The following is a 23,196-nucleotide window of genomic DNA, read 5'->3' as shown; positions in this document are numbered from 1 at the left end:
AATTTCAAAATACGGTTGCCTTTTTTAGTTACTAAAAACGGTAACTGTATTTTGAAACAAATATATAATAATTATGGTTATATTCTTTGCTTACCTAAAACCCCATATCGGTTACGGTAAACTCGTATACACCTTTTGTTTTTCTCATCAAAAACCAACTCTCCGCATATTTCTATTTCATGCTCCCAGTCTTTACCACCTTTAAAGCTACCATCTTTATTTTTTTGAAAAATGGCTATTACTGCAGTATCAGGGTTGGCAATTCGCATGGCTTTATAGTCTTCCAGTGTTAACCCTGTTGATGTTATACTATCAAGTATAACCAAGGCATAATTACTAATGTTTACACCCTTAAGACTTTGTACAAAGTATAGGTTAGGCGAAGTACTTTTTGTTTCTTCTATTTTTAATTGTAGGGTTACTGTTCCGTATTCCTCATCGCTTAAAAATAGTACAGGCCCAATATTTTCAGCATACCAATTGGCAAACCTTAATAAAAAATATGTTTTACCGGCCCCTGGCTCTCCATGCAGCATTAAATCAAAATTGTGGGCTACTTTACCAAAATACTTGGTGTATGGTCCTAACTCATTTGTTTTATAGCTTTGCTGTAATATTTGCGAAGCACTTAATATAGGGTTGCTTTGTGTCTGTATTGGCTTTACTTCACTAACTCCTCCCTGATCCACCGTTCCAACTCCGCTAAGGCTTTTTTTTTTAGCCTTACTCTTACTATACTTAGCAATAGGCGTTGTTTCAAAACCTATCTCATAAATATCAACCTTGTTTTTTGTGCATACAGTAAATGCCTGATCCATCAGTTTGTTAAGTAATTTGGCCTGGGCTTTTGTGTAAGTACTTTTTTTTGTATTAAAGTTTATAGTATCGTTAAAATCATCATCAGGGTGAAACGAAACGTTGTCAACTTCTGTTAAATATTTAAAAAAAGTTTTTACATCGGCTACGGTTTTAATTGTTTTAGGTAGAGTGGGGGTAACTCCAGCAAGCACATTGGTTTGTACACGTACCTTTACGTTTTTAAGTACATTTTGTAACTTGGCTTTAAAGTCTTTATCTATGTTAAAATCAACCTTTGCAACACCTGCCTTGGCAATAGCTTTTACGGCTGTGGTAAGCTTGCTATGTATTTCGTTTAACATACCGGTATGCTCGTTATAACTTTTACCGGCAATGGCTTTTGCTACCTGCTTACCTAAGTTTATTACGCTTGCTGCCGGCTTGCTTTTACCATTCAAGTTTACATACTTGGTTATGTGCTGTATTTCTAAGCTTTTTATGTTACGTACTATGGGTGGGTTAGTTTTTTTACCAGCCACTAAAGGCTTTACTTTTTTAGTATTTAATACCTTTTTAGCTGCTTTCATCGGCTTAGTTTTCTTATTGGTTGCTATTTTTTTAGCTTTTAAATTATCCATATTATTTTGTGCTTTATGTGGTTTTGGGTACTCATCAGCATTAGTGGCTGATAGCATTAAACCTCCTTTTGTAAGGTTGTATAGGCCTGTTGGCAAATTGGCTTTTACACTAATAAAATTTTCAGTATCACTGGAAACATAGGCTTTGTTATTTTCAACAAAAACATATTTAAGTACGTAAAGCGCAGGTTTTGCCGGTATATTTTTTTTGAGTAAATCTAAATCGCCTTTACTCATATTGCCAGGGTAAACTATTTGTTCTTTACCAGGTATGGTATTAATAGTATAGTATTTTTTATTGCCGCTATAAACTTGGTTTTTGCTTACATCGTACCTAGCCTGTAGTTGGGTTTCAAAGTCTATATCTTGCGGCCACTCATCATCGGCAAGCATTAACGGCATGAGCAAAATAATAAACTGACTTTTAGTAATTTTTTTGCCAGGCGTAAACACTACGGCCCTGTTAGGTGCGCTTATGTGCATATAACAACTGGTACCGTGTAACTGTAAAACGCCTGTTAGTACTTGTATAAGCTTATCGCAGTTTAGGGCTATTAAATTAAAAACACCGTTGCTTTTACCGTACTGTAATATTATTGGGTTTATGGTAGCATTATTCAGTTGCGTTGCTTTAACTGCCTCTGCAAATGTTTTAAGGGCTAAAATATCGACCTTAAAAGTGTGGGTGCTACTTTTAGGAATAACGGACATGTAGTCGGGGTATGGATCGCCCTCATGTTTGTTATTTTTAAATGCTTGTTTATGTAACTCCCGCGAAGCTTTGTTGTTTTTTACAAATTGCGGGAATAAATAAATACCTCGGTAAGTATGTTTACCAGGTATAAAAATTAATTGGTGGGTATCGGTAGCACAAATGCCGTGCTCATCAAAGCAAATACCGTTTAATTTTGGCCTTAAACTATCGTTAAGTAAAAAGGGTGCAACAATGGTGTTTAATCCTTTATCGTTAGGCGTAAGTTTATAGCCAATGGTACTTACCGGCTTTGGTATGTAAAAACTATTGGTTAACTCTTGCCACTGCTTAACTACGGCAAAGTTTATGCCGCCAGCAGCTTGCGCAACCCCGCTTAGTCCTGTTTTAAACAGGCCTAAAATTTGGCTTACATTGGCTATAGTTTGAATAGTTTTAAACATAATTGTAAATTAATAAAACCACATACACAGCCATGGCCGTGTAAGTGGTTAATTAATAATGTTGCTTAAGCACTGTTTGCTTAAAGTTTTGTTTTGTTTTTTTTCTCCCAATCCTTAATTGCCTTTTTATACTTTGGCAATAATATTTTTGTAAAATCAGGATCAGTTAAACGATAGAAAGCACGCTCATAATTGCTTGATGTTACATAAGCATAATCGCTTGCTATTTTTTTAAGATCAGGCGTTTGTTTTATCTTTTTTTTTTACTTTTAGCCTTGTTACGGGCCATAGTTGCAAACTTTTTACGCGCTGCTATTTGTGCAGGGCTTGGCTTTTTGGTGCTTTTGCGTTTTACTGCTTTTTTAGCCACTTTCTTTTTAACCGTTTTTGTAACGGGTTTGCGGGTTGCTGCCTTTTTTGTTACTTTTTTAGCTACACGTTTTTTGCTTACTGTTTTTTTTACAGCCGCTTTTTTGGTAGCTTTTTTCTTGCGGGTTTTAGCTGGTTTTGCTTTAGTGCTACAGCTTTTACGCTTGGCACCTTTAGTACCACCGCTTTTTCTTTTTGCCTCGCCAATATCACCACTAGCGGTTACAAAATACAGGTGGTCAGGTTTGCGTTTAACGGCTCCTTTTACTACTATTTTACTCATAATGATTAATTATTAGATTTTTATTACTTATTGACTTACTCCCTGTACACGTGGCTCATAATATTGTTCAGCCGCCCTGCGGGTTGAACCATCAAAGTTTAATAGGGTTATAAAAACATAGTTGGGAGGGCCTTGTGTAACCTGTACCAAAAATGGCAAACCGGTTTCGTTGGGCATTATAGTAATGCTGCCATTAACAAAATTTTGTTTTTTAACGGTTATGTTTTTACTGTTGTTAACAGTAAAAGACAAAGTGTTATCTGCGGGGTTAAGCCCAAAAAACGAAATTGTATCTTTATTACGGTTGGCAAATGCCAGGTATACCAAACCTAAAACACTTGCACCTATTACTAATTTTTTCATACCGGCTTATTTTTTTGGTGCTTGCTTAACAGCTTTCTTAACAACCTTTTTGGCAACTTTCTTAGCTGCTTTTGCGGGTGCTTTTTTGGCGGCTTTCTTAGCTACCTTTTTGGTTTTTGGGGCGGCTTTTTGTGCTGGCTGGTTTGTTAAAACTGCCTTGAAAGTGCTACCGTTTGGAATAATGATGTTGTTTTTCATATTGCTATGTTGGTTAAATGAATAATTATTTAATTTTATAATAGATACCTACAATAGGGTAACCTTGGTTAAGTGAAACACCCAGGCTAAAAGCCCATTTGTTTTTTGTGGTGTAAAGCAAGTGTGGTGCTAACAGTAGGTTACTACCATTAGCCCCTACTTGTGCCCCCACGTACAAGCCACTTGCAGCTTCTTTGGTTGTTATAGTTTGTGTGGTTGTTATTGTTATAATACTATCGGGCCTTAGTATTTTATAGTTTAAGTTACGTTTAAGCACTCTGTTACGGCTTATGGTATCGGTTATGTAAATGGCTAACTCGTTATTGCGCATACTATCTATATTTACCCAACGGGCATAGTAGTTGTACAATGTGGCGGCTGTATCTACATGAGCCGGAATAAAAACGGGTTCGCCTGTGAGGTAAACGGTATCAGGCACATGCCCGGTGCTCATTACTTTTGCGGTACTATCGTACTGAAGCTTTAAGGTACTATCGGTTACGGTTACGGTATCGGTAGTGCTGTTTTGGTAGCCTGTTTTTTCGCCACGGGCGCAACCTGCTATGTAACTAACTACTGTAGTTATTAGCAAGGCTATTATAAACAGGGTACGGCTGCCGGTATTGGTATTATTGCTCATAACTATATAAATATTTTAATTAAGTAAAACAGGTAAGCTATAAGCAGTAAAAGGCCCAACAGGTATATAATAAACAAGCGTTGCCTTTTATACATAGCTTCTAAATCGGGTTTTTGGTTTAGGGTTAGGTATTTGCGTTTGTGCTCACCATCGGTACTATACCAAAACAGTAACTCACTGGTTAGGCGTTTGTACTCTAACTGGGCGTGTTTAACTGGCCTGTATGCTATTATTATTAACAGCATTTGGAGTAATATTTCTAATACTATTTCTTTCATGCTATTTAATTTTTAGAGTCTTGGTAATGGTGGTTAACAAGCCTGTTTGTAAAAAGGCCAGTGCACTAAATTTCTTAGAACTATACTTAATAAATGATGCATCCAATACCTGCATGGCTATCATTAAACAAATGCGTATAAGGTAACTTTCGTCAATCTGATTTGGTATAACTAAAAAAAACTCTAGCCCATACTGATTATTGGGCCAGTAAAAACCGCCATTACCATTGCTCTTATGTGCTTCAAAAAGTTCACTTTTTATATTGCGTTTTTTTAACTCGCGGGCTAACTCGGCATTGCTTTGCTGTACATCGCCATAAAAAATTGTTATGGGGTACTCGTACAAAGGGGTTTCAATTTCAAATACTTGAAAGGCTGGCTTTTTTCTTGGTGTTGTTGTTTTTGTGCTCATTTTATTGGGGGTTAAATGGTTTACTAAATGGTTTAACTCATACCCTCGTTTATGTAACTGCACTTTCTAAAGTAGTAAGGTTTTAAAGGCAGGTTCAGCGAGGGGTATGGGTATTAATTTTGTTGTTTGGTTTTTATTTGGCTTTTCCAACCACCCAGCGCAATAATTGCGCTTAGTAGCAGTTTGGGCCATGCTTTTTGTATATCAAAGTTTTCCCAGTCTATGGTTATCCATGCATTGGCTATGGCTGTAGCCATACCCAACATACTTGCTAATTTTGACTGCCAGTTATTTACACGTTTCATACTAAGCGGCACTTGGTTTTAAAAGTTTGTAACTACCCCAAATACCTAGGCTTAATAATATTAAACCGGTAAGGCCTACGGTTACCTTAACAGGGGTTAAGTATTGCTTACTTAAGGCATATAAATCGTCTACACGGTTTTGCCAACCCTCTAGGTTACTTTGTTGCGATGGGTTTGCTTTTACTACTTGCGCGTAAAAGTCTAAATGTTCAGCTTTTAGCAAGTCTAACAACTGCGCAGGGTTTACTTTATTAGTGGCCGCAATGGTAAGTGGGCCTATTTCTCCTTTTGCTTCTAGGTTATTACCAAAACTGCGGTTTAATACTTGCTGTAAGTTTTTTACGGCTGTTGTGTAATATGCTCCCCAACTCCAATCGGCTAAATAGTTGGCTATTGCTTGGCTTTTTAGCTGATCGCCTCCTACACCATCCCAGTATATTTTTTTAAATATGGGTACCCAAATACTATCGGGCATGGTTTCCCAATTTTTTTGGTTTACTACATAGCCCAGCTTGGTACCGTTGGTGCTAAAGGTTTCCCAGGTAATGCCTTTGTTGGTATGCCAATCGCGGGCGGTTTCCGTTTTACGGGTGTTGGCATTATACGCGGTGGTTAAGTAGGGCGCAGGTTTTTTACTGGCCGTATCTGCTTTTCTGCGGCTCATACCGCCCTCGCTTTTTTTAATGTGCGGTATTATAATTCTATAATCTGCCATGGCCTTACTGTATTGAAATGCGTTTTAAACTGCCTATGCCATTGCATAAAGGCGTTGGTGCTTGGTTTTCATCTACACCGGAAAGTGGAGTAGCTTGTACCATGCTTTTGCTTATGTAGTACTGCGATCCGTTTGATAAAGCAACCTTATACACGGGTACCGTTAAAGGTGGTTGCATATTGGTATAGGTAGCAGTGTGTGCGCTTATGTAAGTAACTGTTACACTAGCACCTTGTGCAAAAGTTAGGGGGCGGGTAGTACCGCCCGCATAATCGGCCAGGTTTTTATATAAGCTTACACCTGCAGTTGCTGTGTTTAATTTAAGTTTGGTAACATTTGCTGTGTAACCTGTAGGGTTGGTACCATTGCCAACAGCTACTTTTTTATTGTTAACGGCTGCGCCTTTTGCGTTAAGGGCTATAACAAAGTTTTGGTACTCCTGTAGGCCCATAGCATCGCTTAAATCGTTTGTAAGGTTATTGCCATTTGTTAGTTTGGTATAAGCCGCACTTACTTTGGTGTAGTCGGTAATTTTACCGGCTATGGCAATAATTTCTTTTATATCATCGGCACTTGTCCAACCATCAATAAGGTTTTTTAACTGGCTGGCCCATTGGGTAAAAACATCGTTCTGAATGGCTCCGCCTTGTGCCTGGGCATCGGCTTTGCCAGCATAATAATTATAACCAACAATAGCACCGCCCGCTAAAATGCCAAAGGCCAGTATTTTACCAAAACTGCCGCCATTGCTTTTTGTTTTTTCGGCTGGTACATCTATTTTAATTTGTTTATTATTTCTGCTTTTCATGTTGCTGTTGTTTTTTGGTTGCCTTTTTTAGTTACCAAAAACGGTAACTGTTTTTTGAATTTATTAAAGAAAAGTTTTTATAAAACCCTCTTTTTTCTTAAGTGTTTCGCAAGCTGTTGGCTTTTGTACTAACTCTGATAAAATGCGGAGTGTTTCATTGTCGGTTTTATTTACAATGGTTTGCAGGTAGGCTTGTTTTTTGGCTAAATCTGCGGTGTCGTTTGTTGCTATTAGTAAGTTTGGCATGTTATTGGGGGGTTAATGGTTGTACAATATTTTCTTTGCTTCTTTCAGGCTTAAATTGCGCTGTTTATCCATCAGGTTAAGCAGGGCATTTTTGTTGTTTATTTCTAATTCTAAAAGACTTATATCACTCTTTAACTCTTCGTTTTCGCCCTCTAAAACTTGGGTTTTAGATCGTTTGCCTAATGCCAAAAATGAAAAGGCATTTGTGTTTTTTTTCTTTAAAACAATAACCAATAAAAATATTACGGTTAATGCTGTCCAGGCTAGTTGTACCAGGTTGTTTAATTCTACAATTGTTAAATTCATATATATACGTGGGGGTTATGGTTTATGCTTTTGCATTGCCGTTTATGGCGGCTATGGTTTTGTTATACAAATCGGTTAAATAGGTTTTGTTGGTAGGATCGCCATACGCCTGGTTAATGGTAAGCAGGTATAATGCGCTTTCATCATCTAGTTTATTAAATACTTCGGTAATGGCGGCTATTGCTTGCGCATGTTTGCCATTGTTAACGGGTATTTGTGTATTGCTACCACCACCACTATTGGCTTTAATTGCGGTATAAACAGTGGCAAACGACTCGGCAAGGCTTTTTACTTTGTCAGGATCGTTTATGGTATTTGCCAAGCCGGCAAGTCCGCTATTTTTTTCGGCATTTATTGAGGAGCGCAATTGTTCTAATTCAATTTGCTTTCTATCTTCAAAAGCATCTAGTTTACGTAGTGCTTTGTCTAAATCCTCCTCCACTTTTTTACGTTTACGCTCCTCCTCTTCAAACCAGCGCTTATACTTTAAGGCATATTCATCAGCATCGGCCAACTGGCGCATTAAGGTTGTATTGTTTGTTGAATTGCTCATGCTGTTTTGCGTGCTACCTAAAAAGGCTGGTTGGGTTTTTGGTTTGGGCTTATACAACCCGTTCTCTTTTAAAAATTGGAGTAACGTGTCTTTATTTACGTTTAGCTGTTGTGCCAGGGTATAGTATTGGTAATTACAGGCAGCATACTTTTGTTTAACCTCTTCCAGGTTAAACACTGTTTTTTTGCGCCCGGGTTTGTTAATATTTTGATCCATTTGTATTGGGGGTTAAATGGGGAATTATGATGTTTTGCTACTACGGATAGCAGATACAATAGAAACGCGAACCCTGTATGTAGTAGCACCCTCGGCAAATTCAATATTAATATTGCCGGACATTGGTATATTACACTCTGCACTATCAGTATAACCTGGTTCTAATGGCATACCATCAAGATAAACAATACCATCGCCCTCGTTTTTAATGCTGTATTTAAAGGCTTCTTTAATGTAAATAGTGCTGGTGCTATTATCTTTTGTGCCGGTTGTTTTAATGCCTGCACCAATTATGTCTTTTAAAGCTTCGTACATATATGGTTCGCGTTTTTATTAATTGGTTTATTTTTCAAGCCTATAAATGACTTGCAGTTTAATTACCGCTGTAGTTATGGCATCGGTTGAAATAAGGAGTGAGGCTTTATCACCTTTTACGGCAAAATCAAATGATCGGAAACAATCATCGCGTTTTACCCCAGTAGGAATAAGCCATAAGCTACGATCTTGATAATCGGCTATAACCTCGTTTGGATTTGGTTTAAAACCAATGTCGTAAGTAGTTGCACCGGTGTTTGATTTTTCAATAATAGAAATACCAGTACAGCGCGGATATTGAACATCAAGCGTAATTTCGGATTCGGTTTGTATACCCGCAACCGCACCATTGGCTATGGTAATGGTTTGTTTTTGGTACTTTATGTTATTATTTTCTGACATGGCATTGCTTGTTTAAATTTTGAGTAGTTAAATAAAGCCTTGCCAGCGTGGGCAAGGCTTTATAATGAATTGTTAATTTATCTACTAAACGTAAACGTACACACCGCCTAAGCCTAACTCAACAAAGTGCACACCAGTTGGCGTTGTTACACCTGTGTTGAAACGGAACTGTGCTTGTATTGGCGACTCAGGTAAAATAAGTATTGGCGCAAGTCCCAACGATACTGAATTGTCATCATGATCGGCTACTTTTTGGGTTTGGGTACCTCTTATAAAAAAGGCTCCTACCTTGTTGCGGTATTTTACAGCGTTGTTTACGCTTAAAACCAAGTTTGCATTTTCTAACTGTACCGGAATGGTAGCTGCATTTACTGCTACGGTTTGGTTACCTGTAGCCCCTGCATCGGTATCAATAGTTGTAGCTTGTAAAACAAAGCTATCAATTGCGTAAATAAACTGGCTGTAACGTTTTGTGTATACTACTGTGTCAGATGCATCGAATGCATATTTAATAAACATACGGGTTACTAAAAAGGCTTGGTTACCTTGTAACTTACCTTTTTCAAAATCGGTAACACCATCGGCACGGCTTTGATCGTTATCAATTAACTCGGGCGTGCCGGCTAATACCATTTGTTTACGGGCAAACAAAATACTTTCGTTTTGCTTGGCAGTACCGTTTCTTAATCCCTCCAATAAGGTGGCTGGTGCACTATCAAAAACGTTTGTGGTAGTGGCTAACTCTTGTAAGTTTAAAACATTACTTCTCATAACTTTATTTATTATTTATTGTTAATTTTTAAGTTGGCTAGGAGAGAGAGGTTTAAATAATATTTGTTATAAGTGTTGTTTCAGTTTTTGGTTACTTTTTTTAGTAACTAAAAAAGGTAACTGTTTTTTGAATTTATTAAAACTGAAGATTGATGCTACCCAATTGTAAAGAGGTTGGAGCAGGCATGTTTTCTTTAGGGCTTGGTAGGTTTACTCCCTTTAAATTGGGGTTAACTGTAGTGTCGCCAGGTATTTTGTAGTTAGGCGGGTAAATGGTCATAGCCGGTAAGCCACTTAGGTTAGGTACATAGTTTTTAATAGCATCGCGTATACCTTGTGGTAAGGCTAAACCTTTTAACGACATGGGTGTAACGCTACCTAAACCAAGGTTTATGGTATCTTTTGCCATTTCATTTAAAGTAGTTACAATACCGTACAAAGCAACGCCTTGTCCAAATTCGCGCAGCTTGTAATCGGTTCCTTTTTTCTCCCCAGCGTTGGCCGGTTTAGGGCCCATAATGGAAAGTGCCAATCCTGCGACAGTAATTAGTAAAGAGTAAATCAGGCCATTTTTTTTCACTATTTTTAATAGTGCGTGAGGTGCGGCCATACCTGCTAACTGGGAGCCTGTAGTAGCTAAACCACTAATTGCTTCCTTTTTTGTTGGCGTTTTCATTTTATTATTTGTTATTTTTGGGTTACATGTTAAGTGCTAAACTTTTTTTAGCTGTTTTTTTTGCTTTGCGTTTTACCCCGCTTAGCGTTGTGGGTGTTGGTTTGGGCTTATCATCATCGTTACAAGCGCAACCCAGCCCTTTTTTGCCTTTGTTTTTTACCAGGGCACCAATGCCTACCAAACTGGCTACTGCTAGTATACCAAGCCATAGTTTATTGCTGCTACCGGCTGCTACCTGATCGGCTGTTTGGGGTTGTGCATCGGGTATTTCGGTTATAACGGTAGTAGTGCTTTGGGGCATACTGGTAACCATTTGTCCATTGTACTTTGCTTCTAAATTTAATTCGTCTTGGTAGGCTTGCCAAAAAGCATTTGATATACCGGCACCATAGGTTTTGTATACTTCCTTGCTTAAGGCTGTCCAACCATCGGTGTCGGATAAAGCCAGGTTTTGTTTGGCCTGCGTGTAAATGCTTTTTGCTATACTTTCATCGCTACCCTGTGTGGTTATGGGTACAGGGCTACCATTGGTTTGTACACCTATATTGTTTACACCCGGGCTACTGCTATAAGTAGTGGTAAACTGGGGCATGCCGGTGCTTACCTTTGCTGGTGTACCTGCTTTGGAGGCATACTCCATATAATACTGGCGTACAGCATTGGCAGTGGCTAAGTCGTAATCCTCTTCTATTAACCGTATACGATCCTCGAAAGGGGTTACCTCGGCATATTTTTGGGCTATATCGGCAATGGTTGCAGTATCTATTTTAATAGCACCCAGGGTAATACTACCACTGCCTAAACCTTGTAACGATATGGTGTTGTTAAGCTTTTTCATGTTCTTGTTTATTTGAATTTCTGCCTACTACGGCACCTATACCAGCCAATAATAAAAGGGCTCCTATCCAACCACCTACACTGGCTGTTTTAACATCGGTGTTTGCGGGTACTACCTCCTGTAACTGAAACACTCCGCTACCATTTACACTGGTTGTTTTTGGTGTATTAACCACAAACATGCTGGTAGGGTATTGCCCATCATCGCTACCCAGGCTGTCAACGGTGTGTAAACCTGTATACTCGGTTGCGGTACCAGCGTTAAACTGTAAAAACACTACATCGCCTTTTTTAAGTGCCAGGTTGTTTTGGTTGGTCATTATACCGGTTTTGGTACCGTTGTATTGCCCACCTATCCAAAGTATGGCACCGCTTACAGCCGGCTCATTTACATCTATAGCCTTATTGTTTGGGTTTTTGCTGTTTTCCAGTGCTATTTGATCGCGTTTGGCTATTAGTAACTGAAGCTTTAACACGTCCTTTGTTTCTCTCAAATATTCATCATCTATCAACTGCCAGTTTACGTTTGCAAACTGTGTGCGTATGTTGGCTTTATAGTCGGTGTATGGTTCGTTGTATAGCATTTCGGCTAACAAGGGGGTAACCATAAATGCCCGGGTTTTCATCCAAAAAAACTGCCTCCAGTACTCGTTACCAAACTTGGTACGCAATGCATTATCAAACTGGGCATGTAGTACTGTTTTATTGGGGTTAACTATTAATTGTTCGCCTGGTTTAATGGGTGCGTTTTGGTAAATGCTTAACAGTATGGGCAAGTAATCGTTAGGGTTTTGCATGGTATCGGTACCACTGGTGCTACCGGTAGCCAATGCACGCCAGTTGCGTATTAACTCACCATATATATTTACATCAACCTTTACGCTATAGCCCTCGTTGTTATCAAACAACATGCTGCTAGGCCCTTTGCCGCTTAACCAGTCTATAAAGTTATTTACGGTAGTATCGGCATTGTCGCTAAAAATATAAACACAACCTATTACTATAGCTGCTATACCGGCTGCTACTGCGCCACATACTAAACTTGCTACACAAGCAGTAGCGGTGGTGGCTGTGGCTAAACCTGTAGCCCCGCTTATACTTATGGCGGCTGCCACACCTGCGGTAGTTGCACCGCCTGTTATAAGGCCTTTGGCTACACTGCTATTGGCTAACTCTTTTATAGGGGTTGGAGTGCTGGCTATTTTACTTACCTCGGCACTACTGGTATTTTGTTTTAGGTATGCATAGTTTTTGTTTAGCTGGCTGTGTACTTTTTTGGTATCGGCCAGGTTCATTTTGCTTAAAGCACTGTCAACATCTTTGCTATACTTTTGTAACTCGCCACTGCTTAAAACGGTATCTAAATTACCGGCATCAAGCGGGTTTATATCTTCTATACCACTTAAACCATTTAAACTTTTATTGCGCGGGGCAAGGGTTGTTTGGGCAAAGGTGGCTAACGTGGTACCTATAAAGGCCCGTTTTATGGTTTCTTCAAAAGGGTTTTTTCCGGCTGCTAATAAAGCTGCTTTTAACTCATCGCTGTTTAACAGGCTTTGTATATTAACACCACTACCGGCACCTGGGGTAATGGTTACGGCACCGCCTGTACCAGTACCCTGTACGCTTATTACTATTTGGCCGGCCTCGTTGGTTTGGGCAAATGTTTTACCGGTGCTTTGGTTATTGGCGGGTGCGGCTGTACTGGTTATAGCAACATCTTTTTTTACGGTTACTGCTACCGCTCCTAGTTGCTGTATAGGCATTCCGTTTAAGCCGCTTAAACCCTGCACGTAACTTTTGGTAATACCTTTGGCCTCCTCGTTAAAGTGGTTCAATACCGGATCAATTACATAAGGGCCGGATACAGCGTATACATGCTGCCAATCGCTGCTTAAGGCAATTTTTTTAAACTTAGGCTCTTCTTTAGCACCGCCTTGTACCAATAATGAATTGGCAAGGGTAGCCATACAATCGCAATCGCCTTTTTGCTCCCTGGCACAACGCCCGGGCTCACGTATTTGCTCTACACCCTCTTTGTCGGGTACGTAGTCTACATACTCATAAATCCAATCGAATACACGCTTTTTAAACTCCCTGCTATTGGGGTTACCCCCACTTTCTTTAACCAACTGCTTGGCTAACGGGCCTACCTGGTAGCTGTACTTTTTAACAAAGTCAACCATGTAGTTAACGGTATCAAAAGTATTACCATCAGGCATTAATATTTTGTTGGTACCGGTACTCGGTAATATTAAAGCGGCATATTTACCCAGTGGGCTTATGGTACGTTTATTGGCTGCTACAAAACCTAATTGCTGTATTTTCATATTTAATCAGATTTTATAGTTAAAAACTTACTACTCCTATTTTACTTAGTGCGGCCTTAATGGGTGCAAAAAAGCTGTTGGCATCTACCTGCTTTTCTATAGTTTGGCTAAGGCCCAGGTAATTAAACCTGGTTACTATTTTTAGCTGGCTGGGTAACGTACCCTTAAATATTTTTATAAGGGTGTAAATATCCTGCAAGCCGGCACTTAATAAAATAGTGCTCATTGTATTGCTGGTATTGGGGGTAATTAAAAACTTGCTAATTGGCGATTTGTTTATAAGCAAATCATCCCAGCCGCCCTGGGCGTTTTGGTTTTTAACGGTAACGTAAATATTTTCGAGGGTGGCGCTCAGGCTTGTTTGGTTTACTATTTGGGTACTATCTATAGCTATTTTAACCCCACCCAAACCATAATTTATTAACTCATGTATGCGCGGGGTGCCCGGGAATAGTTTAAACTTATCTTCTATATCAGTTATTTCGGTTACCAGGTTGGCACCTTTTTTTACACCAAAAATAAGAGCGGCAAAAGCACCGGTTATAAGGCTCCATTTTACTATTTGTTTAGTATTGCTCATTTTGGTTACTGTTTTTGGTTACCTTTTTTAGTTACCTTTTTTTGAAAAGTATTTATAAAGCTGAATGCTTTTATTTTTTATACCTGATCCTATTTTACTGCCTACACCTTGTAACAGATTAAAGGCAAACTTTACACCTATGGTTATTACGGCACCGGTTATACTGTTAATGGCTAACTGGGCTAACTGGTTAAAGTCTATTACTACATGGTTTAATTGTAGCACCTCAACCCCGTTTAACCAGCTATAAATGCTACCCAATACACCACCGGTTACGAATAAATGATTATTTATTGCGTTACTTAACTTTTGAAATAAATCGTTAATCAGGTAGTGGTGTTCGTTTGGTGTATACATCAATAAACTATTAAACAGGATAGAGATACTTTTAACACAAATACATTAAAGGCCTCTCAGTTCCTAAATTGTTATACAAATATACCACTGCTTTAAACCCCTTGCAAACACTAGGCTTTACAACTGTTTATAGTTGTTTTTTAGTAGCTAAAAAAGGCTTTAATTAGCTGTTTTTGGCAGCTAAAAAAGTAACTAAAAAGGCCGTTTTGTTAGGTTGGCATGGTTTTGTATAGGGTAATTGGTATAATTGTTCACCTAAAAAAACATATACAAACTATGAAAAGAATTATTTTACTCACGGCCATGGTGGCCGCACTTAGCGCACAAGTAAGCGCACAAAACACCATTGATACTACCCAAAACGACATAGGCACCTGGGGCTTAAACCTTGGTGTGGCTGTACCCAATGGCGACTTTGGCAGTATGGATAAAACCAGTAAAAGCGCGGGCTATGCTAATACCGGTGCGCTTATTAACTTAAACGTATGCTTTCAGTTTGGTAAAAAGCAACGCCACGGGCTTATTTTACAGTATACCGGGCAAAAGTATATGTTAAACAATTCAGCGTATAATGAGCGACTGGAAACGGCTTTTGGCGGTACTGTTTTATTGGCTGAAAACAAGGGGGCTTATAACTTTAACTCGTTTGGGTTAGGCCACAACATACGCTGGAAAATAAACTACAAACACAGCTTAGCGCTTAGGTATTTGTTTTACTATAGCAGCTTTACCACACCCGGGTACGATGCTACCTTTAGCGGTGGCGACAGGTTTACCAACAGTGAGGGTAGTGGGGGTAATTTATCGTTTAGCTTAGGGCTTAACTATAAGTATAACCTAAGTAACAGGGTATGTTTACTGGCAGATGTAAGCAGCCAGGCACAAACTATAAAATATACTACTAATGCTACTTTAACGGGTGCCAGCCCAGCCACGTTAGATAATAGCTTAAGTGTAAGCAACTATAACCTAAGTGTAGGTGTAGGCTTACGCATAGCTAAGTATTAATACCAACACCGGTTAACAACAAAAAAGGCTGCTTTTTAAGGCAGCCTTTTTTTGTGTAATCTGTAATCTCAACAAATGTTGTTTGGTCTATATTTTATTGGTTAATTGGCCGCTTTTGGTGGTACATCATCTACAAAATCGGCAACCAGTTCTTTTGCTTGCTGTAAAAGGTTTACAGCATTGGTAAGTCTAACATCGGCACCAATTTTTTCAACCTCCATAACAGCATTGTATATAGCTTTTTCGGGAGTTGTTAGCATATATAATTTAGCCCTACGGGGTACGCTGTCGGTTGTGTTAGCAGGGTTATCTGCATCGGTAAATGTTAGGTTTTTTAAGTGTTCCGGTAAATGAACCTCTAAGGGGTAGCACCATTCATACATTTTTACCTCATCAACAGTAACGGGAAATTTATCGGCAACGGGTGGCTCCCAAACATAACCCAGTGAATTTTCATCTACATACATGCGGTTTGAGGCTTGCGCTTGTGCTATTAAGTCAGCATCTAAACTGTTACTGCTAACTATTTTACCGCCATGCTGGGCTAAGTATTGAAGCAATACATTAAAGTCGTTTGTGTGTTCCATTGTTATTGTTTTTTTATTGGGTTGTTATTTATCGCCAGGTGGTGCAAAGTCGGTAAGTACACGTACTGCCTGATCCAACGTTATGTTAAAACATTTGCAAACATCATCAATGGTAAGCTTGGTACCTTTGGGCTTGTTTACAAAATCGTAAATTTTACGCTTGTGTATAGTAGCCATGCTTTCGCTACACTCCAACAGTGTTTTAATGTCTTGTTTGGTAATAAACAATCGCGCTGGTTTGTGGCTCATTAACTAGCTAATTATAAACTCAAAAGTAAAGTTTTATTATTACAAATTCAATATACGGTTACCGTTTTTAGTAACTGTTTTTTGAAACCAATAATAATTTGTACTATATGGAGTACTATTTAAACGCCTGTTTTTACTGATAGCATGGCGTTTTTTTACCTTTTTTTGCCCGAAAATTCATTTTTTCCTTAAAAAACTTTTTTTACTAAAATGCCACAACAGCCACAACAGAACATAAAGCACTGGTTTTTAACCGTGTTTTATGTTGTGGGCGTTGTGGCTGTTGTAAGCGTTGTGGCTGTTGTGGTAAATTTTATATGAAAACCAATTATTTAGTTACCGAAAATTAAATTTTAGCTGCTAAAAAATGGAAAAATGCCACAACAGCCACAACAGCCACAACAAAAATTTATAGCGTAACTCTATTATTATTAATTAATTAATTAAATTATATAGTGGTTTGTTGTGGCTGTTGTGGTAAATTTTTTAAAAAATATATTAGAAAAGTAACCAATAATACCCCCTATACACCTCAAAACAGGCCAAAAGCGTAGTTATTATTGGCTGTAGGAGTAGCAGCACTAAAAAAAATTTTCGAATAAAAACTACTTCTACAAAGAAGTACCCGGGCTGAACTGACCCCACGGGAGTAAAGTGGCGTTTTGCTGGCGCAAAACAAAAATAATGCTGTTGGGCTACGCCACAACAGGGGTAAATAAAGGCGTTTTGCTGGCGCAAAACATAAAAAAAGCAGCCTTTAAGGGCTGCCTTTTGCAAGTGCGCAAATGAAATTTTTAATGTGTAAGCCAGGACTACTTGCGTACCTGAACCTTTTTACTAACGGTGTAGTAAACTGTGCAGCTTTATGGTTTATCGTCACCCCGTACACGAGTTCTCATTGTTTAACGCAATACAAATACAAATATAACTATATTTTACTTGTTCCATCGGGCTTTATACCTGGCAATAAAGCGCGATGGAAACTGTGAGCGCCAACCACATTTACACTCAAACTGGGCAGTGTCTATGTTCCATGTGGTGCGGTGCATGAGTAAAATGCAAGTATCGTTGCCGCAATAAGGAGTATAGCCCTCTTGGTTCATTAGGTTGTACCTTACTACTGATATTTCGTTAGCGGGTTTTTGTTTTTCAAACTTTACAATAATGCCGGTGCATGGAACCGGTAAAATGTATAGCCAGCGTTTTTTACGATCCCAAAATATGCCAACCCATAAATCATACCAAGCAAACAAAAAACTTACTTTGGGAAGCTTTAATAGTTTTGCTTTCATTCCGCTATTATTTTTAGGGTGTCCTCATCAAAGCTAAATCTTAATTGCTCCAATATATTGGCAATGTCATCAGTGGTAAGGAGGCCTTTTTTGTAAAAAATTTCTATCATACTGCAAAGGGTACTTTTCATTGCATTTGACTGGCTCATTACCTCCTGTAAATCGTTTGCATTATGAATGGCGTTTATATCTTCCAGTATTTCCTTTAGAGAGGTTGTTTGTTCCTTACCTCCATAGGTTTTAAATTGTATTTTCATGGTTTATAATGGGGGTTATGGTATAACTTATTCTGTTATTTCATCAATGGCTGTGTTATGCTCAAAGCAATCGCGCTCTTTTATATTGTTATTAATCCATTCTGAAGCTTCGCTATATTTAAGCATGCCATGTTCTATGGTGTCGCCATTATTGGCGGCCTCGGTAAGTTCTTTTAATACCTTTTCGGGCATTTGTAAGTCGCTTAATCCTACACTGTAGGTAACGGTTACTGATAGTCGTTTTACGTTTTTCATTGTTTATAGGGGTTATGATTTAATTATTTTTTTGTAAATACCAGGCTATCGCCCAGCTTGTATTTGTGGCATGAGTCGGGAATTACAAGGGTAGAGGGGAGCAAGTCTGTATCGGTGCGGTAATGGGTTACAAAGTTGCACAGGCAACTATCGGCTGTTGGGTTTATGCGCTGTATTATTACCTGGTACCGGGTAATAAATGGAAAGTTTACAGCGTTATTGGCTTTATTGCCTATAAACGCAATTAGTGCTACCATGAGAAAGGTTACAATAACATGGTAAAAGTTTTTAATTGTTTGCATTGTTACCATGTTTTTAATTTATCAATGTTTTGGTAATAATGTTGTTCGTATAGCTGTGGGTAGTCGCGCATATTGTAGGCTTGGTTGCTATCAATAAGCCCGTGCATATCGAAAAACTGGCCGTATAAAAAGTGGAAAACATCGGCACCTACTTTGGCTCTAAAATGTGCGCTTTCATTGGTGTTCCAAATGGCACCGGTAAGGTTTCCAAAGCATAGGGTTTCTTTATACCAATCGTTATTAATTGTAATAATTGGTGTACCGGCCTCGTTGTGGCTTATCTTATAGTTTAAAATGGAATACTCTACACCTTCGTGGTGTACCATTTGCATTACCATGGCCGCCTCTTCTAAACAAATATCGTTTATGCGCCTTAGCACTGGTTTGTATGGGTGGTTTGGTAAGTTTGCCTCGTTTCTTACTAAGTTTATTGTTGCGGTATCAAGGGTAAAGCTGTTACCGGCATCGGCATTGGTTAATATGGTACAGCCCCAATAATGGTGGGCTACGTCTTTAAATGTTATTGGTTTTTTCATAATGGTATTATATAATGTTGTTTGCTAAATGTTCTTTGGCGGCTTGTATTAAGCCTTTAACTATGTTTAGGGTATCGGTGCCTGGGGTTTTGCTAAAGGTAGCTACGGCACCTCCGCCCATATTTATGTGTACATGGGTTGGTACTGGGTAAGGCTCCTCTTCAACATCGGGCCAAGGAATATCAGAACAGCCGCGAATGCTGTTTACTTGTATAAGTGGGTGTTGTACTGTCCAGGTTACTATTTGCTCAAAAGCTTTGCGTGAGCATTTATAGTACACAATTTTTGGCTTATGCCAACCCAGCGAAATATGTTGCTTTACAGGGTTACAATAGTGTGCTTTTATAACCGCCCAGTTTTTAACAAACTTGCCTTTGCGGTTTATAAAATGGTGTTGGGTGTTGCGGTGGTTAATCATTGGGCAGGGTTATTTTTTCAACGGTGTGCATGTTTATTAAGGTGTTTAGGTACCAACAATATGGGTATACCAGCCACTTGTATTTAAACTTGGTACCCCATGCTAATGCCTGGGTATGGGTATAGGGGGCATTTAAGTTATAGTTACGCTGTTCGGTGCTGAAAAGATTAACATAACCGGTGCACCAGGTAAACAGGGTAGTATAATGTATTACATAGCGGTAGCGGGGCTTTGTTACCTGCTTTATGGAAAAGGTTAGCAGTAGTAAATTACGAGTGCTATAACGGTTAAACAGCCAACAAAAAAAGTGGGGCAAATACTCAAACCTAAATAGGGTGGCCCACGCCAGTTGGTCGGCATCGGTTTGTTTACCCTTGGAAACGGGCTTTATTGTTTGCCAGCCAAACCAGTCGCAGTTTACATACCCGGTGCGCTCCATTATGTCGGTAGCTATAATTACATAGCGTGTGCGGTTAAATAGTTTCATGGCTATATGAGGTTTTTTAGTGGTATGTATTTGGTTACTTCGCACGGGTACTGTTGTTTACCACATACCCAACCAGGATCAATGCCCGGGGTATTGGGGTAATAGGTGGCTGTAAAATATTTTTCGCCATTAAAATGCTCACCATCGGCATCGCCAACACAAAGGGCGGCAATGGCTTCAGTTGGTGTTTTTGTTTGCCATTGTCGGTGTTTTATTTTTTCTATGGCTTCATTCATAGACTTGGCAGCACTACCGTTGTTTTCAGGTAAAAAGCTGGCAAGTATTTCTAAACCTTTTGGTTTAATAGTTAAAAATTGCTCCCAGGTAATTGTGTACCGGGTATCAATACGGCTATCTAAATAGGGATTAAAACAAAAGCAATTTAAGCCATAGTATAAGGCGTCAAAATTGATATATGCGGGCTTTGGCAAGCTTTCTATATCAAAAACTAAGTTGGGCCAACTTATACGGCAAAAACCCTCAACTTCTTTAAACTGCTCAATGGTGGTTACTTGTACATTCCACTTGTATATGTCTATTGGTTCTCTTTGCATGGTGGTTAGGGGTTAATAAATTGTATTTCTTTAAAATCTACCAGGACTAAGCTACCCTCGCTGTTTTCTACAATGGCTGTTACCTTGGTGGTATAAAAAACTTTATGCGGGTATTCATCGCTATGCACCGTTATATCTTCTACCTCGTTAGTAAAAAACACATGGAAATAGTAAATATTGTCTTTATACTTTTCTAGTTTACACATACGTAGTTTTGACCTTAACCTATCTTGCTCTTTGAGCATTGTAATGGCTACATCTAACTGGTATAGCTGGTGTTTGCAATCATCAAGAAATAACTGGCGTGCCTGGTTGTTTTCAAAATTGTTATTAATGTTACCAGTGGTGGGCTCATTTTTTAATGCAAGCCATTTACGGTGGTAATTTTCTAAATATTGCAAAGGGGTATCGGTACGGTGTATTTGGTTTAAATCTGTGCTCATATTTTTAGTTTTTAGTATTATTATTCATTCTTCCTGCTAATTGTGATAAGGAAAGAATTATTCCTGAAAACAGAATAATTCCGCCTATCGCCCTAACTAATCGCCTCATACGCTTTTTGCGATGGGCTTTTAGCTTTGCATTGGTACGCTTGCGGTAGTTATACTTTGGTTTGCGGTGGTGTTTCATAGCTTTGGGGGTTAATATGTATCGTTAGAGGCTATAATTACAAAGTCATTGCCTACTGCTAAGTCGTATAACATTATGTATTTGGTGTTTTCCAGATCGCCCTCGGTATACGATGTGTTGTGTAGCTTAATTGTTTTTGCCTCCTCATCGGGTATTGGATCAACTTCTGTTATGTTTTGAAAGTCCTCTGCCGAAAACTCGTTGGCATAAGATTTTAACAGGTGTAGTATGCTTTCGGCTTGTGCATACTCTGTTTTACCGTTTTCTGATTGTATTTTGAATAGCATATTTTTATTTTTTAGTTGGGTTATAGTCAATAAAAAGTGTATTGGCATTGCAGTACAAAGGGTGCTTTGGGCTACCGTTTTTGTTAATGTGTAAAGCTTTGGCATTGGGGAATAAAAACTGCATGGTTTCATTTTTACCCAATATTTTTACTATTTCAAAATTTCCCCAGGCAAACACAACGGTTTTGCACATTTCGGCTGCACACTCTAACCATTTATCGTTTACAGCATCGTTACTGTGTGGTATAGTTGCCATCATCATATTTAGCATATTTGGATCTGTGCTTATGTATGGAAAACAATTCATCATGTAAAAGCCGCCATAACCGTTGTGCTCACTAATGGTTTTTACCCTGGCTATTGTTCTATCGTTTTTGCTTTCATCGGCCGTTGAGGGGTTAAGGCCTATAAACATTACAAAGGGTTTTGTTTCATCCCAAATACGCCAAAGTGCATAGCGGTATTTACGGCAAGGCGAAAACTCGGCACCGCTAATGGTTACTACGCCTACTGCCTTAGCTATATCTTGCATGGTGTTTAGCATTTCGGGTGCGCTTTTCATGCTCTCTTTTAACGCATTAATATTGGTGGTAATGGCTGTATTAATTTCTTGGTTTTTCATAGCTTAAATGTTGGTTGGAAATTGTTTGTACTCTTGGCCGTTTAGCGTACTACCTGCGGCTTTTTTACCTACTTTTAAAAAATCGGTATCGCCTATGGTTATACATTTTTTAGGGCTCATGTTGCCTAGTTGTCTTACCTCTTTACTGGTAAGTATTCTGTTTATTGGGAAATACTCGCCCCACTGTTTAAAGAAAAAAGGAATGTTATTTATTTCGCACTCTTGCTGTAGTTTTATTACTGTATGGTGCGAAAGGGGCCTTGCTCCGCTACCGCTTTCGCCACCGGCAATTACCCAGTGTAACATTTTTCTTAGGGGCCTTACAGGTACTCTATTTCCTTTTTCTAACCATATATCGTAAGCGGAAAACAGGTTAAAACTATCTAACAAGGGCTCGGCACTTATAAAGCGTGTTTTAGCCGGTATGTCTAGCAATATGGGAATACGCTCATTAGCGGTGGCCTGATCTTCTACACTTACGCCCAGCCAAACGTTATCGGGTATAGGGTTGAAAGGCTCTCTATATGAAAAATAATAATCGTACATACGTTTGGGGCGTTTGGTTAACACCTGAAATGTGTGCCAATGGCATTGGCCCATAATGTTAAAAACAGTATCAATAAAGCTAAACGGTACTTGCTCATGAAACAAGTCGCTCATGCTGTTAACAAATATTTTGCTGGGCTTTTTTATGCCTACGGGCTCGGTTAGCTTGTGGTGGTTTAGCTTTATGGTGCCAAAGCTGCCTTTGCCATTAAACCGCTCGTACAAGGTTTGGGCGTAACAGTTTTTACACCCTTGGCTTACTTTGGTACAGCCGCTTACGGGGTTCCAGGTGCGGTCTGTCCATTCAATTGTTGAGAGTTGCATTTTGTTTTTGTTTTAAAGTTTATTGGTTAATAGGTTAACTGGTTGGTGTGTTACTTTTGTTTTCCTTTTGCTCCTCATCGCCAAATGGTTGCGTAACACAGTAAATAATAAACTGTATTCCTATCCACCCAAACAGTTTGGCAGAGCGTATATCAATGCTATCGGTTGGAAGCTGAATAAGCATGGTAAACGGGTTTATTAAACTCCAGTGGCAAAAAGAGTAAACCAAATAGGCTGTGGTGTATAAAAACATTGTGTATTGTATTTGCTTGCGTATGTTGTATTTCATAA

Annotated in this window: 38 protein-coding genes; 1 reads left to right on the top strand and 37 read right to left on the bottom strand. The window is 38.9% G+C overall.

Going from position 1 to position 23,196, the window contains the following annotated elements; genetic code table 11:
- Window positions 1-77 precede the first annotated feature (77 nt).
- The 21 genes from V4538_01830 to V4538_01730 form a co-directional block, all read right to left on the bottom strand.
- A complete protein-coding gene (locus V4538_01830; protein ID MES2379751.1) occupies window positions 78-2,591 on the bottom strand; it encodes a hypothetical protein in 2,514 nt (837 codons plus the stop codon).
- A gap of 250 nt (window positions 2,592-2,841) precedes the next feature.
- Entirely contained in the window at window positions 2,842-3,243 is a 402-nt protein-coding gene (locus V4538_01825; GenBank protein MES2379750.1) for a hypothetical protein, read from the bottom strand.
- Between the two features lie 27 nt (window positions 3,244-3,270).
- Window positions 3,271-3,606, bottom strand: coding sequence for a hypothetical protein (locus V4538_01820; GenBank protein ID MES2379749.1), 336 nt, complete (start codon window positions 3,604-3,606; stop codon window positions 3,271-3,273).
- A 6-nt stretch (window positions 3,607-3,612) separates the two neighbouring features.
- A complete protein-coding gene (locus V4538_01815; protein ID MES2379748.1) occupies window positions 3,613-3,804 on the bottom strand; it encodes a hypothetical protein in 192 nt (63 codons plus the stop codon).
- A 25-nt stretch (window positions 3,805-3,829) separates the two neighbouring features.
- A complete protein-coding gene (locus V4538_01810; protein MES2379747.1) occupies window positions 3,830-4,444 on the bottom strand; it encodes a hypothetical protein in 615 nt (204 codons plus the stop codon).
- A 2-nt stretch (window positions 4,445-4,446) separates the two neighbouring features.
- Window positions 4,447-4,722, bottom strand: a complete 276-nt coding sequence (locus V4538_01805) for a hypothetical protein (GenBank protein MES2379746.1) — start codon at window positions 4,720-4,722, stop codon at window positions 4,447-4,449.
- Window position 4,723: 1 nt separating this feature from the next.
- On the bottom strand, window positions 4,724-5,134 hold the full coding sequence (locus V4538_01800; GenBank protein MES2379745.1) for a hypothetical protein: 411 nt from the start codon (window positions 5,132-5,134) through the stop codon (window positions 4,724-4,726).
- 113 nt (window positions 5,135-5,247) lie between these two features.
- A complete protein-coding gene (locus V4538_01795; protein ID MES2379744.1) occupies window positions 5,248-5,439 on the bottom strand; it encodes a hypothetical protein in 192 nt (63 codons plus the stop codon).
- Between the two features lies 1 nt (window position 5,440).
- The gene (locus V4538_01790; GenBank protein ID MES2379743.1) at window positions 5,441-6,154 is read right to left on the bottom strand and encodes a putative peptidoglycan-binding domain-containing protein; all 714 of its coding nucleotides are present in this window, start codon (window positions 6,152-6,154) and stop codon (window positions 5,441-5,443) included.
- Window positions 6,155-6,158: 4 nt separating this feature from the next.
- Window positions 6,159-6,962 (bottom strand): hypothetical protein, encoded by an 804-nt coding sequence (locus V4538_01785; protein MES2379742.1) that lies wholly within the window; start codon window positions 6,960-6,962, stop codon window positions 6,159-6,161.
- Between the two features lie 63 nt (window positions 6,963-7,025).
- Window positions 7,026-7,208: a hypothetical protein gene (locus V4538_01780; protein ID MES2379741.1), complete on the bottom strand. Its 183-nt coding sequence runs from the start codon at window positions 7,206-7,208 to the stop codon at window positions 7,026-7,028.
- Between the two features lie 12 nt (window positions 7,209-7,220).
- A complete protein-coding gene (locus V4538_01775) occupies window positions 7,221-7,514 on the bottom strand; it encodes a hypothetical protein (GenBank protein MES2379740.1) in 294 nt (97 codons plus the stop codon).
- Between the two features lie 22 nt (window positions 7,515-7,536).
- A complete protein-coding gene (locus tag V4538_01770; protein MES2379739.1) occupies window positions 7,537-8,283 on the bottom strand; it encodes a hypothetical protein in 747 nt (248 codons plus the stop codon).
- Between the two features lie 24 nt (window positions 8,284-8,307).
- Window positions 8,308-8,598, bottom strand: coding sequence for a hypothetical protein (locus V4538_01765; GenBank protein ID MES2379738.1), 291 nt, complete (start codon window positions 8,596-8,598; stop codon window positions 8,308-8,310).
- Window positions 8,599-8,625: 27 nt separating this feature from the next.
- A complete protein-coding gene (locus tag V4538_01760) occupies window positions 8,626-9,000 on the bottom strand; it encodes a hypothetical protein (GenBank protein ID MES2379737.1) in 375 nt (124 codons plus the stop codon).
- Between the two features lie 84 nt (window positions 9,001-9,084).
- Window positions 9,085-9,771, bottom strand: coding sequence for a hypothetical protein (locus tag V4538_01755; GenBank protein ID MES2379736.1), 687 nt, complete (start codon window positions 9,769-9,771; stop codon window positions 9,085-9,087).
- A gap of 136 nt (window positions 9,772-9,907) precedes the next feature.
- Entirely contained in the window at window positions 9,908-10,447 is a 540-nt protein-coding gene (locus V4538_01750) for a hypothetical protein (protein MES2379735.1), read from the bottom strand.
- A 22-nt stretch (window positions 10,448-10,469) separates the two neighbouring features.
- Window positions 10,470-11,285, bottom strand: coding sequence for a hypothetical protein (locus tag V4538_01745; GenBank protein MES2379734.1), 816 nt, complete (start codon window positions 11,283-11,285; stop codon window positions 10,470-10,472).
- Entirely contained in the window at window positions 11,272-13,614 is a 2,343-nt protein-coding gene (locus V4538_01740; GenBank protein MES2379733.1) for a hypothetical protein, read from the bottom strand. The genes V4538_01745 and V4538_01740 overlap by 14 nt, the downstream gene beginning before the upstream one ends.
- 19 nt (window positions 13,615-13,633) lie before the next feature.
- Window positions 13,634-14,194 carry a hypothetical protein gene (locus tag V4538_01735; protein ID MES2379732.1) on the bottom strand — a complete coding sequence of 187 codons (561 nt, stop codon included), beginning with the start codon at window positions 14,192-14,194 and terminating at the stop codon, window positions 13,634-13,636.
- A gap of 27 nt (window positions 14,195-14,221) precedes the next feature.
- On the bottom strand, window positions 14,222-14,551 hold the full coding sequence (locus tag V4538_01730; GenBank protein MES2379731.1) for a hypothetical protein: 330 nt from the start codon (window positions 14,549-14,551) through the stop codon (window positions 14,222-14,224).
- Window positions 14,552-14,827: 276 nt separating this feature from the next.
- Here V4538_01730 and V4538_01725 point away from each other — a divergent pair, with 276 nt between their 5' ends.
- A complete protein-coding gene (locus tag V4538_01725; protein ID MES2379730.1) occupies window positions 14,828-15,559 on the top strand; it encodes a hypothetical protein in 732 nt (243 codons plus the stop codon).
- Between the two features lie 101 nt (window positions 15,560-15,660).
- Here the strand turns inward: V4538_01725 and V4538_01720 are convergent, their stop codons facing one another.
- The 16 genes from V4538_01720 to V4538_01645 all read right to left on the bottom strand — a co-directional run bounded on the left by V4538_01720 (window position 15,661) and on the right by V4538_01645 (window position 23,194).
- The gene (locus V4538_01720; GenBank protein ID MES2379729.1) at window positions 15,661-16,146 is read right to left on the bottom strand and encodes a hypothetical protein; all 486 of its coding nucleotides are present in this window, start codon (window positions 16,144-16,146) and stop codon (window positions 15,661-15,663) included.
- 24 nt (window positions 16,147-16,170) lie between these two features.
- Window positions 16,171-16,395, bottom strand: a complete 225-nt coding sequence (locus V4538_01715) for a hypothetical protein (GenBank protein ID MES2379728.1) — start codon at window positions 16,393-16,395, stop codon at window positions 16,171-16,173.
- Window positions 16,396-17,330: 935 nt separating this feature from the next.
- Complete coding sequence (locus V4538_01710; protein ID MES2379727.1) at window positions 17,331-17,687, bottom strand: hypothetical protein; 357 nt, start codon at window positions 17,685-17,687, stop codon at window positions 17,331-17,333.
- Window positions 17,684-17,944 (bottom strand): hypothetical protein, encoded by a 261-nt coding sequence (locus V4538_01705; protein MES2379726.1) that lies wholly within the window; start codon window positions 17,942-17,944, stop codon window positions 17,684-17,686. Before V4538_01705 ends, V4538_01710 begins: the two co-directional genes overlap by 4 nt.
- Window positions 17,945-17,971: 27 nt before the next feature.
- On the bottom strand, window positions 17,972-18,199 hold the full coding sequence (locus tag V4538_01700; protein MES2379725.1) for a hypothetical protein: 228 nt from the start codon (window positions 18,197-18,199) through the stop codon (window positions 17,972-17,974).
- Between the two features lie 23 nt (window positions 18,200-18,222).
- Window positions 18,223-18,501, bottom strand: coding sequence for a hypothetical protein (locus tag V4538_01695; GenBank protein ID MES2379724.1), 279 nt, complete (start codon window positions 18,499-18,501; stop codon window positions 18,223-18,225).
- A 2-nt stretch (window positions 18,502-18,503) separates the two neighbouring features.
- Complete coding sequence (locus tag V4538_01690; protein ID MES2379723.1) at window positions 18,504-19,037, bottom strand: hypothetical protein; 534 nt, start codon at window positions 19,035-19,037, stop codon at window positions 18,504-18,506.
- Between the two features lie 7 nt (window positions 19,038-19,044).
- The gene (locus V4538_01685; protein ID MES2379722.1) at window positions 19,045-19,455 is read right to left on the bottom strand and encodes a hypothetical protein; all 411 of its coding nucleotides are present in this window, start codon (window positions 19,453-19,455) and stop codon (window positions 19,045-19,047) included.
- Window positions 19,448-19,942 (bottom strand): hypothetical protein, encoded by a 495-nt coding sequence (locus V4538_01680; protein ID MES2379721.1) that lies wholly within the window; start codon window positions 19,940-19,942, stop codon window positions 19,448-19,450. Before V4538_01680 ends, V4538_01685 begins: the two co-directional genes overlap by 8 nt.
- Window positions 19,943-19,944: 2 nt before the next feature.
- Entirely contained in the window at window positions 19,945-20,496 is a 552-nt protein-coding gene (locus V4538_01675) for a hypothetical protein (protein MES2379720.1), read from the bottom strand.
- 5 nt (window positions 20,497-20,501) lie between these two features.
- Window positions 20,502-20,939: a hypothetical protein gene (locus V4538_01670; protein MES2379719.1), complete on the bottom strand. Its 438-nt coding sequence runs from the start codon at window positions 20,937-20,939 to the stop codon at window positions 20,502-20,504.
- 4 nt (window positions 20,940-20,943) lie between these two features.
- Window positions 20,944-21,126 carry a hypothetical protein gene (locus V4538_01665; protein MES2379718.1) on the bottom strand — a complete coding sequence of 61 codons (183 nt, stop codon included), beginning with the start codon at window positions 21,124-21,126 and terminating at the stop codon, window positions 20,944-20,946.
- 11 nt (window positions 21,127-21,137) lie between these two features.
- Window positions 21,138-21,413, bottom strand: coding sequence for a hypothetical protein (locus V4538_01660; GenBank protein ID MES2379717.1), 276 nt, complete (start codon window positions 21,411-21,413; stop codon window positions 21,138-21,140).
- Window positions 21,414-21,417: 4 nt separating this feature from the next.
- Window positions 21,418-22,035, bottom strand: a complete 618-nt coding sequence (locus V4538_01655) for a DUF1643 domain-containing protein (GenBank protein MES2379716.1) — start codon at window positions 22,033-22,035, stop codon at window positions 21,418-21,420.
- A gap of 3 nt (window positions 22,036-22,038) precedes the next feature.
- Complete coding sequence (locus V4538_01650) at window positions 22,039-22,905, bottom strand: phage Gp37/Gp68 family protein (protein ID MES2379715.1); 867 nt, start codon at window positions 22,903-22,905, stop codon at window positions 22,039-22,041.
- Between the two features lie 34 nt (window positions 22,906-22,939).
- The gene (locus V4538_01645; GenBank protein ID MES2379714.1) at window positions 22,940-23,194 is read right to left on the bottom strand and encodes a hypothetical protein; all 255 of its coding nucleotides are present in this window, start codon (window positions 23,192-23,194) and stop codon (window positions 22,940-22,942) included.
- Window positions 23,195-23,196 lie beyond the last annotated feature (2 nt).

This window comes from Bacteroidota bacterium, assembly GCA_040388375.1.
Classification (GTDB): Bacteria; Bacteroidota; Bacteroidia; order UKL13-3; family UKL13-3; genus JAAFJM01.
Note: the sequence above shows the minus strand (reverse complement) of the source record. Positions and strands in the feature narration are given on the sequence as shown.

What these genes read in the sequence shown, in the direction of transcription:
- V4538_01830 (MES2379751.1), bottom strand. Translation starts at nt 2,591, where the DNA reads ATGTTTAAAACTATTCAAACTATAGCCAATGTAAGCCAAATTTTAGGC.
- V4538_01825 (MES2379750.1), bottom strand. Translation starts at nt 3,243, where the DNA reads ATGAGTAAAATAGTAGTAAAAGGAGCCGTTAAACGCAAACCTGACCAC.
- V4538_01820 (MES2379749.1), bottom strand. Translation starts at nt 3,606, where the DNA reads ATGAAAAAATTAGTAATAGGTGCAAGTGTTTTAGGTTTGGTATACCTG.
- V4538_01815 (MES2379748.1), bottom strand. Translation starts at nt 3,804, where the DNA reads ATGAAAAACAACATCATTATTCCAAACGGTAGCACTTTCAAGGCAGTT.
- V4538_01810 (MES2379747.1), bottom strand. Translation starts at nt 4,444, where the DNA reads ATGAGCAATAATACCAATACCGGCAGCCGTACCCTGTTTATAATAGCC.
- V4538_01805 (MES2379746.1), bottom strand. Translation starts at nt 4,722, where the DNA reads ATGAAAGAAATAGTATTAGAAATATTACTCCAAATGCTGTTAATAATA.
- V4538_01800 (MES2379745.1), bottom strand. Translation starts at nt 5,134, where the DNA reads ATGAGCACAAAAACAACAACACCAAGAAAAAAGCCAGCCTTTCAAGTA.
- V4538_01795 (MES2379744.1), bottom strand. Translation starts at nt 5,439, where the DNA reads ATGAAACGTGTAAATAACTGGCAGTCAAAATTAGCAAGTATGTTGGGT.
- V4538_01790 (MES2379743.1), bottom strand. Translation starts at nt 6,154, where the DNA reads ATGGCAGATTATAGAATTATAATACCGCACATTAAAAAAAGCGAGGGC.
- V4538_01785 (MES2379742.1), bottom strand. Translation starts at nt 6,962, where the DNA reads ATGAAAAGCAGAAATAATAAACAAATTAAAATAGATGTACCAGCCGAA.
- V4538_01780 (MES2379741.1), bottom strand. Translation starts at nt 7,208, where the DNA reads ATGCCAAACTTACTAATAGCAACAAACGACACCGCAGATTTAGCCAAA.
- V4538_01775 (MES2379740.1), bottom strand. Translation starts at nt 7,514, where the DNA reads ATGAATTTAACAATTGTAGAATTAAACAACCTGGTACAACTAGCCTGG.
- V4538_01770 (MES2379739.1), bottom strand. Translation starts at nt 8,283, where the DNA reads ATGGATCAAAATATTAACAAACCCGGGCGCAAAAAAACAGTGTTTAAC.
- V4538_01765 (MES2379738.1), bottom strand. Translation starts at nt 8,598, where the DNA reads ATGTACGAAGCTTTAAAAGACATAATTGGTGCAGGCATTAAAACAACC.
- V4538_01760 (MES2379737.1), bottom strand. Translation starts at nt 9,000, where the DNA reads ATGTCAGAAAATAATAACATAAAGTACCAAAAACAAACCATTACCATA.
- V4538_01755 (MES2379736.1), bottom strand. Translation starts at nt 9,771, where the DNA reads ATGAGAAGTAATGTTTTAAACTTACAAGAGTTAGCCACTACCACAAAC.
- V4538_01750 (MES2379735.1), bottom strand. Translation starts at nt 10,447, where the DNA reads ATGAAAACGCCAACAAAAAAGGAAGCAATTAGTGGTTTAGCTACTACA.
- V4538_01745 (MES2379734.1), bottom strand. Translation starts at nt 11,285, where the DNA reads ATGAAAAAGCTTAACAACACCATATCGTTACAAGGTTTAGGCAGTGGT.
- V4538_01740 (MES2379733.1), bottom strand. Translation starts at nt 13,614, where the DNA reads ATGAAAATACAGCAATTAGGTTTTGTAGCAGCCAATAAACGTACCATA.
- V4538_01735 (MES2379732.1), bottom strand. Translation starts at nt 14,194, where the DNA reads ATGAGCAATACTAAACAAATAGTAAAATGGAGCCTTATAACCGGTGCT.
- V4538_01730 (MES2379731.1), bottom strand. Translation starts at nt 14,551, where the DNA reads ATGTATACACCAAACGAACACCACTACCTGATTAACGATTTATTTCAA.
- V4538_01725 (MES2379730.1), top strand. Translation starts at nt 14,828, where the DNA reads ATGAAAAGAATTATTTTACTCACGGCCATGGTGGCCGCACTTAGCGCA.
- V4538_01720 (MES2379729.1), bottom strand. Translation starts at nt 16,146, where the DNA reads ATGGAACACACAAACGACTTTAATGTATTGCTTCAATACTTAGCCCAG.
- V4538_01715 (MES2379728.1), bottom strand. Translation starts at nt 16,395, where the DNA reads ATGAGCCACAAACCAGCGCGATTGTTTATTACCAAACAAGACATTAAA.
- V4538_01710 (MES2379727.1), bottom strand. Translation starts at nt 17,687, where the DNA reads ATGAAAGCAAAACTATTAAAGCTTCCCAAAGTAAGTTTTTTGTTTGCT.
- V4538_01705 (MES2379726.1), bottom strand. Translation starts at nt 17,944, where the DNA reads ATGAAAATACAATTTAAAACCTATGGAGGTAAGGAACAAACAACCTCT.
- V4538_01700 (MES2379725.1), bottom strand. Translation starts at nt 18,199, where the DNA reads ATGAAAAACGTAAAACGACTATCAGTAACCGTTACCTACAGTGTAGGA.
- V4538_01695 (MES2379724.1), bottom strand. Translation starts at nt 18,501, where the DNA reads ATGCAAACAATTAAAAACTTTTACCATGTTATTGTAACCTTTCTCATG.
- V4538_01690 (MES2379723.1), bottom strand. Translation starts at nt 19,037, where the DNA reads ATGAAAAAACCAATAACATTTAAAGACGTAGCCCACCATTATTGGGGC.
- V4538_01685 (MES2379722.1), bottom strand. Translation starts at nt 19,455, where the DNA reads ATGATTAACCACCGCAACACCCAACACCATTTTATAAACCGCAAAGGC.
- V4538_01680 (MES2379721.1), bottom strand. Translation starts at nt 19,942, where the DNA reads ATGAAACTATTTAACCGCACACGCTATGTAATTATAGCTACCGACATA.
- V4538_01675 (MES2379720.1), bottom strand. Translation starts at nt 20,496, where the DNA reads ATGCAAAGAGAACCAATAGACATATACAAGTGGAATGTACAAGTAACC.
- V4538_01670 (MES2379719.1), bottom strand. Translation starts at nt 20,939, where the DNA reads ATGAGCACAGATTTAAACCAAATACACCGTACCGATACCCCTTTGCAA.
- V4538_01665 (MES2379718.1), bottom strand. Translation starts at nt 21,126, where the DNA reads ATGAAACACCACCGCAAACCAAAGTATAACTACCGCAAGCGTACCAAT.
- V4538_01660 (MES2379717.1), bottom strand. Translation starts at nt 21,413, where the DNA reads ATGCTATTCAAAATACAATCAGAAAACGGTAAAACAGAGTATGCACAA.
- V4538_01655 (MES2379716.1), bottom strand. Translation starts at nt 22,035, where the DNA reads ATGAAAAACCAAGAAATTAATACAGCCATTACCACCAATATTAATGCG.
- V4538_01650 (MES2379715.1), bottom strand. Translation starts at nt 22,905, where the DNA reads ATGCAACTCTCAACAATTGAATGGACAGACCGCACCTGGAACCCCGTA.
- V4538_01645 (MES2379714.1), bottom strand. Translation starts at nt 23,194, where the DNA reads ATGAAATACAACATACGCAAGCAAATACAATACACAATGTTTTTATAC.